General features: G+C 69.0%; 5 protein-coding genes. 1 reads left to right on the top strand and 4 read right to left on the bottom strand.

Translation table 11 applies throughout. From position 1 onward, the window contains the following. Positions 1 to 643: porin (locus tag VGE49_RS00170; RefSeq protein WP_331032570.1), on the top strand; the 643-nt coding region annotated here is incomplete at its 5' end. A 155-nt stretch (positions 644 to 798) separates the two neighbouring features. Here the strand turns inward: VGE49_RS00170 and VGE49_RS00165 are convergent. The 4 genes from VGE49_RS00165 to VGE49_RS00150 form a co-directional block, all read right to left on the bottom strand. Continuing rightward, entirely contained in the window at positions 799 to 1,695 is an 897-nt protein-coding gene (locus VGE49_RS00165; RefSeq protein WP_331032569.1) for a GIN domain-containing protein, read from the bottom strand. A 102-nt stretch (positions 1,696 to 1,797) separates the two neighbouring features. Beyond that, entirely contained in the window at positions 1,798 to 2,724 is a 927-nt protein-coding gene (locus VGE49_RS00160) for a transcriptional regulator (protein WP_331032568.1), read from the bottom strand. Further along, complete coding sequence (locus VGE49_RS00155) at positions 2,724 to 3,872, bottom strand: GNAT family N-acetyltransferase (RefSeq protein ID WP_331032567.1); 1,149 nt, start codon at positions 3,870 to 3,872, stop codon at positions 2,724 to 2,726. The genes VGE49_RS00160 and VGE49_RS00155 overlap by 1 nt, the downstream gene beginning before the upstream one ends. 252 nt (positions 3,873 to 4,124) lie before the next feature. Further along, positions 4,125 to 4,220 (bottom strand): EF-Tu C-terminal domain-related protein (locus VGE49_RS00150; RefSeq protein WP_331032571.1); only part of this gene is annotated, 96 nt, incomplete at its 5' end.

Genomic DNA, 4,220 nt, shown 5'->3' with positions numbered 1-4,220 from the left:
CACCGAAGGCTTCAAGACCGACGGCGCTCAACTGGACGGCGTCGGCGCCTTCAAGGTCGCCCCGGAATGGACCGTCACCGTCAACGGCGCCGTCAACTATGCTGACAGCGACTTCGGCGACGACACCACGGCCGCCGCTGCTGCTCACCTGACCAAGACCATCGGTTCGGACCTGCGCGTCGGCGGCTTCGCCGGCGTCACGGACCTGGGCGGCGACGAGACCTTCACGGTCGGCGCTGAAATGCAGAAGTACCTGGCCTCGGCGACCCTGACGGGCCTGGTGTCCTACTCGGACCTGGACGGCGCTGACGCCTGGACCGTCGGCGGCGACGCCGCCTACTACGTCAACCCGTCGTTCCGCCTGAACGCCGGCGTGTCGTACAGCAACGTCGACGCCGACCTGGGCGACGCGGACGTCTGGGCCTACGGCGCCGGCGCCGAGTACCAGTTCGCCAACAGCCCGTTCAGCGTCCACGGCACGTACCAGCGCGTCTCGACCGACGTCGCCAGCGTCGACGTCGACGCCGACGTCTTCATGATCGGCGCTCGCTACAACTTCGGCGGCACCCTGCAGTCGCTGGACCGCGCCGGCGCCAACCTGGGCCGCACCCTGGCTGGCCTGCCGGTCATCCGCGGCTTCTAAGCCAAGGAACGACCTTCGACCTTCCGGTCGAAACGAAGCCCCGGCGGAGCGATCCGCCGGGGCTTTTTCCTTATCGCCGCGCCCTGAAGCCGGGGCGCGAAAAAGGCCCGGGGGGTTCCACGCTCCCGGGCCTTCTCTCGCAGCGGGGGATCGGATCAGCGTCCGATACGCACCTCGCCCGAACCCACGATCGAGCGCGACACCGGGCCGGTCACTTCAGCGACATGGATGTCGCCCGATCCCGCAATGGAAGCCTCAAGGCTGCTCGCCGTTCCATCGAACCGCACATCGCCCGACCCGGCGACGGCCACATCCATCGTCGTGGCGCGGCCGCCACGAATGGCGACATCGCCAGACCCGCCGATGGAGACATCAGCCCCGCCGTTCACGCTGGCCACCACGATGCTGCCCGATCCGCCGATATTGGCTTCCAGATCCCCCGTGGCGCCCGCCAGGATCGAGCCCGAACCGCCGACCGAGGCCTCAAGAGAGCGCGACGTCCCGGCGCGGACCGTCCCGGACCCGCCGACGCCGATCTCCATCCGCCCGTCGACGTTGGCCACGGTCCAGTTGCCGCAACCGCCCGCGCCCAGATCAACCGAGCGCGCGCCACGGCCGATAGAGCCATAGACGCCGCTGCCGGCGCTGACGTCCACGTCGCGGGGGGTGCGCAGCACCACCAGCGGCGCGTCCTCCAGGCGGATGCGGCCCGCTCCGCCCACTTCAACCGTCGCCCCCTCGCCCGGCTGACGGGCATCGGCGCGCCCGTTGTTGCAGCTGCGGATGCTGTTGTTGTTGAACTGCGTCAGGCTGCGACGACGGCCCAGGCCGCCGTCGATGCGGACCTTGTCGCCCCGGCGCTCGACGATCAGTTGCGGCAGGTCGGCCGACCCAGGGGTGATCTCGACCGCGATGTCCGTGCGATCCTCGGGAATGACGATGACCCGGGCGACCGCGTTACGAATCTCGGCTTCCTGAGCGGCGGCGGGCTGGGCTGCGGCCAGGGCGGCCAGAACGGCGACTGAGGCGGCGGCGTAAACGGCGATCTTCATGGCGGTGTCCCTCTCCAGATGTGAGCTGAAGGTGGTCCGGCCCGGGCTTCAAGTCATTTTAAATCGAGGTCATGAAGTCGTTGTAAGGAAGGACCTTCGCCATCAGCCCTGCAAGGCGCCCGCCCCGTCGGCCGCGCCGACCTGCGGCTCGAAGTCGCGCTCGAAATGCGCGATCCGGCTTTTGAGCGCCCCCATGCGGCGCAGCGCCAGGGAGGCGGCCCAGCGCGCCGCCAGCTCGCCCTGCCCCATCTGATCGGTGAAGCGCGGCGAACCGCCCCGGCTGCGCACCACGGCGTTGGTGTAGAGGGCGCCGTTGCGGAAGCGCGACGGCCAGGTCTGGAAGTCCATCGACAGGGACACGCAGAAGCGGTCCAGGTTCTCGACCCGGTGCGGAGCGTACAGCGGCCAGGTCAGCGCCTGTCCCGGCTCCAGGTCCATGATCCGCGCGTCATCCTCGAAGGCGCACGAATAGGGCAGCTCCTCGGTCGTCTGACGGGCGACCACCTGTTCCATGCTGCGCTCCGGCAGATGGGCCTCGTCGCCTGGATAGACGAAGATCCGCTTGCGCCCGCGCAGGTGGAACAGCACCACGCCCGCCGCATCGAAATGATAGGGCACCCGCGCCTTGGGCGAGGACAGGATCAGTTGGCCGGCGTTCTTCACCGCCTTCAGGCCAGGATAGGTCCCCTGAATCCTGTGAAACTCGGCCATCGCCGCCGCCCACAGCTCGGGCCAGCCGGTCTCGACGCCGCGCAGATTGACCCACAACCGCCCCTGCTGAATCGCCTCCAGCAACTGAGCGCCGTCCAGTCGCCCCCGCGCGCCCGTGCGCAGCGAGACCTGCCCCTCGTCGTCGTAGTCGTACAGGTTGATGTCGAACAGGTCGGCCGGGTAGCGGTCCAGCAAAGCCGCCAGGGCCGCGTCCTCGGCGAAGCCCTGTGCGATCAGGCCGTGCGGATGGACCGCCGTCTCGCTGATCGGGCCCGGATAGCGGGTGCCGCGCTCGGACATGAAATTCTCCCCGGTCATCACGCGGTCGCCGTACGACCCGTCGCCTTGGACAGGGCGGCCCGGGCCGCCGTCGCGGCGCCGCGGAGGCGGTTGATGCTCGTGGTCTCGCACGCCTCGATGGCGTTCCAGCGCCGGCGGACGCTGGCCTGCAGACGCTCGCCGCGCTCGGCGCCCGCCAGACCCAGCAGCGACGCCGCCGCGCCGCCCAGGGCCGCCGACAGGCCGGGCTTCAGGATGGTCGCCTCCGCCACGGGCTGAACCGTGTCGCAGAAGTACTTCTTGTAGGTCTCGCCGCCGAAGCCGTAGTCGAAGTCGCGATAGCCTTGCTCCGCGCCCTGCCGGATGGTCTCCATGCTCAGCATGATGCCCGGCGAACAACGCGCCAGCGCCGGAATATAGGCCGGGAACCAGAAGTGGAAGCGTCGCCCGGCGTGCAGAGAATACTCCATCGCGCAAACCCTCCCCCCGGCGGTCAGGACGGCGATCGAGGCGCCGAAGTCGTCGGCCTCCGCCGCCATCAGCGCGTGCAGCAGGTCCCGCGTCCAGCCGCAGGCGAAGATGTCGTGCCGCCCCGTCCGTCGATACTGCTCGCGCTTCAGGGCGATCAATTCATCCAGCAAGGTTCCGTCGCGAAGACCGATCCGCGCCTCGACTGGCCCGAACTCGGCCGCCATGCTGCGGCGGGCGCGCTCCTTGTCCTTGAAGTACTTGCCAAAGGCCTGACGGCGGGCCGCATACCAGGCGTCATAGCCCCCTTCCGGCGGGATGGTGGTGCGGAAGCTCTCGCTGATCAAGGCGCCCGGCGCCGATCCGACCCAGCCGTTGACGCTGAAGCGGGCGCCGCCGAGCATCCGCGCGACCTCGTCCAAAGCGGGCCGCCCTTCGCGGGGACCGATGACGCCGTGATAGTCGTTCATCGGCGCGCCGATCGGCTGCACCGCCCCGCCCCGCCGCTGATGCGGGAAATAGCCGACCACCTCGCCTTCCCGTTGAAAGACCGCCAGGGCCGAACCGGGACTGACCCTCCCGGCGATCTGGGCGAACTCCACGCGGAAGTAGGGGCTGGCCAGATCCGGGTCCGCGGCCGCCCAGGCGTTCCACTGCGCGCGTTCCTCGGCCGTCAGGCTGTCAAGGTCGCGGATCTCGAAGGTCGGTTCGGCGGACATGAGTCTCTCTTTAGGCGAAGGGACAGCAAGTTCCATTCCAGCCTCGCTTGTGCGCCTGCGCCCTTTCATCGGGGTTTATCGCCATGGTGAACGAAATCGCCAATGCACCGCTCACCCTGCCCCGAACGCAGAAACGGCCCCCCGGATCGCTCCGGGGGGCCGCTCTGTTACGCTTACTCTATACTGGGCCTGCCGCGCTTGCGCGCTGCTTGAGGCCGGTACTGTTCGGGTCCGAGGACCCGGATCCATCGCTTAGGCGACGATCTTGGCCACGACGCCGGCGCCGACGGTGCGGCCGCCTTCACGGATGGCGAAGCGCAGCTTCTCTTCCATGGCGATCGGGGTGAT

It is taken from the genome of Brevundimonas sp. (genome assembly GCF_036405315.1).
Lineage (GTDB): Bacteria > Pseudomonadota > Alphaproteobacteria > Caulobacterales > Caulobacteraceae > Brevundimonas.
Note: the sequence above shows the minus strand (reverse complement) of the source record. Positions and strands in the feature narration are given on the sequence as shown.